Here is a 3,396-nt window from a genome sequence, read left to right as displayed (position 1 = left end):
ACCGAATTGCTTGACGATCATAGAGCGTTGGAACCACCTGATCCCATCCCGAACTCAGTAGTGAAACGACGCATCGCCGATGGTAGTGTGGAGCTTCTCCATGTGAGAGTAGGTCATCGTCAAGCTTCTATCCCAAACCCCCGATACGCTAAGGCGTGTCGGGGGTTTGTCTTTGCGCGCGGGAAATGTCGGCTCACGAAATATCTCACCTGCATCGATAGGCCGGCACGTGGGGCGGTATTAGGATGGCGAGGACTGCAGTACTAACAAGAACGGAGAAACCATGTCCCCCGCCCACAAACTCCTGGTGCTCTACACCGGCGGCACCATCGGTATGCAGATGACCGATGCCGGTCTTGCTCCAGCCTCCGGCTTCGAGGCCCGGCTACGCGCCGAGCAGGCCGCCCAGCCACAGCGTCCGGCACCGCCCTGGGTGTTCCACGAACTGCTGCCGCCGCTGGACAGCGCCAACATGACCCAGGCCAATTGGCTGGCCATGCGCGACGCCATAGTCGAAGGCGTCGAGCAGGACGGCTGCGATGCCGTGCTGGTGCTGCACGGCACCGATACCCTGGCCTACAGCGCCGCGGCGCTGTCCTTCCTGCTCCTTGGTCTGCCGGTGCCGGTGGTACTCACCGGCTCCATGCAGCCGGCAGGCGTCGAAGGCGGCGATGCCTGGCCCAACCTGTTCGGCGCCATGGGTCTGCTGGCTGCAGGCGTCACGCCCGGCGTGCATCTCTACTTCAACGGCAAATTGCTCAATGGCGCCTGTGTCACCAAGCGAAGAAGTGACACTTTCGACGCCTTCGCCGAGGCCGGGCGCCCACGCGATGGCCAGCGCGCGCCGGCCTTGCCCGCCGAACTCGACTACCGCAGGCCGCGCCAGCCAGTAAGCCTCGCCGTGCAGCCGCTGTTTCCCGGTCTCTCCTCCGCGCAACTGCGTGCAGTGCTCGACAGTGGCGTCCAGGGACTGCTGCTGGAGTGCTATGGCAGCGGCACCGGCCCTTCGGACAACGCCGACTTCCTCGCTGCCCTGAATGAGGCCCACGCACGCGGCGTGGTGCTGGCCGCCATCAGCCAGTGCTCGGAAGGCGCGGTGAAATTCGGTGTCTACGCCGCCGCCAGCCACCTTGCCCGTGCAGGTTTGGCGTCATGCGCTGGCATGACCCGCGAAGCGGCGCTGGGCAAGCTCTTCAGCCTGCTGGGTGCGGGCCTGCCCCAGACGGAGGTGGAACGGTGGCTGACGCTGGATCTCTGCGGAGAGATGGCCGGCTGAGTCGAGCACTACGGCAAGGCCCCGGTACCGAGCCGGGGCCGCCCCTGCGCAAGCAAAAAGCCGGCCGCGAAGCCTCGATCAGTGCTGCCAAGTCGAACGCTTACTGTTCCTTCGCTCAAGCCCCCCGCCTTTAGTCCCCCCTCACCCTTCGGCTGTCCCGCCAGATCCATCCGCCGTCACTCGTTTCGCTACCCAGAACAGGCTACCTGGTTCGTGCTAGCGCGCCCGGACTACCGCGAACCGGCGATTGTTGCCCTCCACCCCCGCGACTAGAACTGACACAGCGGCCGCGCAAGGTCCGGCGCTCGCAGCCAGGCGGCACCCGCCGCAGCTACAGGAGGTTTTCCATGAGCCAACAGTTTGATGAGGACGTGATGGACGAACTCACCGCGGACATCCCGGCCGCCGCCGACGAATTGGACGAAGGCCTGGATATGGAGGGTTTCGACGAAGGCGAAGCCTACGACGAGGCGATGGGCGATGCGCTGGAAGACGAAGCTGATTTCGCCGACGAGGCCATCGACGAGGCCTTTGCCCTGGACGAGTACGACGCCGCTGACGGGTTCGACGAAAGCACCGACGAATACGACGAAACCGAGTTGCTCGACGCCTTCGAGGACGTGATGGCCGATGCCCTGGATGCCGGCGATGCCGATGAGTTCTTCGGCCGTCTGCTCGGTGGGGTCAGCCGGCTGGCCGGGCTGGTCGGGCGCGGTGCCCGGGGAGCCGGCCAGGTAGCGCGTACTGTTCGTGGTGGTGCTCGCCAGGTGGGTGGCGTTGCCCGCACGGTCGGCCGCGCGGCAGGTCAGGTCGGCCGGGTGGCCGGGCGGGTCGGCCAAGTCGCCAATCGTGTCGGTGGCATAGCCGGGCGGGTGGGCAACATTGCCGGCCGTGCCAGCGGCATTGCCAACCAGGTGGGCGGTATCGCCAGCAACGTCGGACGAATCACCGGCCGCGCCGCACAGTCGGCCAACCCTCTCGGCAGCCTGCTGCAGCAACTGGTGCCGATCCTGCAGCAGTACCAGGCGCAGGGGGTCGATGAGCTGGATGCATTTGAAGACATGGCCGATTGGCTGGCCGAAGAGGACTTCGACGGCGCCTTGCCGGTGCTCGGCGGTCTTGCCGCCCGTGTGCTGGTGCGGCCGGTGCTGCAGCGCGCGGCCGGCGCTGGAATCGCCCAGCCGCTGCGTCGGCAGTTGGTGCGTAGTGCTACCCAGGCGGCACGGACCCTGGCCCAGCGCCGTGGCCCACAGGCAGTGCGGGCATTGCCGCGCCTGGCGCAGGGCGTAGCGCGTACCGCGCAGCGCCGGCAGACCCCGGCACGGGCGCTGCCCCGGGCGATCCGTCGCACCGCCAGCCAGGTCGCGGCGCGGCCACAACTGGTACGCCGCCTCACGCAGATAGGGATTACCGGCGCGCCCGCCGCGGGAGGTGCTATCGGCTCCGCGCAACGGATAAGGCTGAACGGGCCGGTCGAGCTTGTCATTCATCGTCGGTGAACAGGATCCACGGCACGTTCGCGTGCTGAAACAACAGCGCAAGCGAAGGAGAACGCCATGAGCGACTTTGATACCGATGTGATGGAGGATCTGATGGATGCCGTGGAAGGCCCCGCAAGGCAGGCCTACGACGCATTCGACGAATACGACGAGGGTGACGGGTTAGACGAGTACGACGAATACGACGGCTTTCTCGGCGGAGTCGGCGGCCGAGGGCAGGCGGCCGACGATTTCGACGAGTTCGCCGACAGTTACGCCGAAGGGGATTTCGACTCGCTGGAAGATGCTGTGGCCGATGCCCTGGAGGCCGGCGACGGTGATGAGTTCTTCAGGCGCCTGGGCAATATCGCGCGTACCGTCGGTCGTGGCATTGGCCGGGTCGCGCGCGTCGTCGCGCCCATCGCCAGTGCGATTCCGATACCCCAGGCGCAACTGGTCGGGCGCATCGCCGGCATGGCCGGACGCCTGCTCGCTGATGGTGCCGACGAGTTCGAGACGATCGATGAACTGGTGGACAGCTATGACGACGACGCCATCGATGCCGCCGCGCCGATAGTCGCAGGGCTCGCGGTACGCCGCGCGGTGCCCAATGTCGCGCGCCTGCCGCAACAGCAGCGCCGG

Annotated in this window: 3 protein-coding genes and 1 rRNA gene; all 4 read left to right on the top strand. The window is 66.6% G+C overall.

All coding sequences use genetic code 11. The features are described 5' to 3' along the window. Positions 1-9 precede the first annotated feature (9 nt). Positions 10-125 (top strand): 5S ribosomal RNA (gene rrf / locus E8F11_RS12360). Between the two features lie 158 nt (positions 126-283). After that, positions 284-1,276, top strand: a complete 993-nt coding sequence (locus E8F11_RS12355; protein ID WP_280289113.1) for an asparaginase — start codon at positions 284-286, stop codon at positions 1,274-1,276. A gap of 347 nt (positions 1,277-1,623) precedes the next feature. After that, positions 1,624-2,775, top strand: a complete 1,152-nt coding sequence (locus E8F11_RS12350; RefSeq protein ID WP_280289112.1) for a hypothetical protein — start codon at positions 1,624-1,626, stop codon at positions 2,773-2,775. Between the two features lie 57 nt (positions 2,776-2,832). Continuing rightward, a partial coding sequence (locus E8F11_RS12345; protein WP_280289111.1) for a hypothetical protein occupies positions 2,833-3,396 on the top strand: 564 nt, incomplete at its 3' end.

It is taken from the genome of Pseudomonas sp. BN417, from assembly GCF_029871205.1.
In the GTDB taxonomy this organism is placed as follows: Bacteria; Pseudomonadota; Gammaproteobacteria; order Pseudomonadales; family Pseudomonadaceae; genus Metapseudomonas.
Note: the sequence above shows the minus strand (reverse complement) of the source record. Positions and strands in the feature narration are given on the sequence as shown.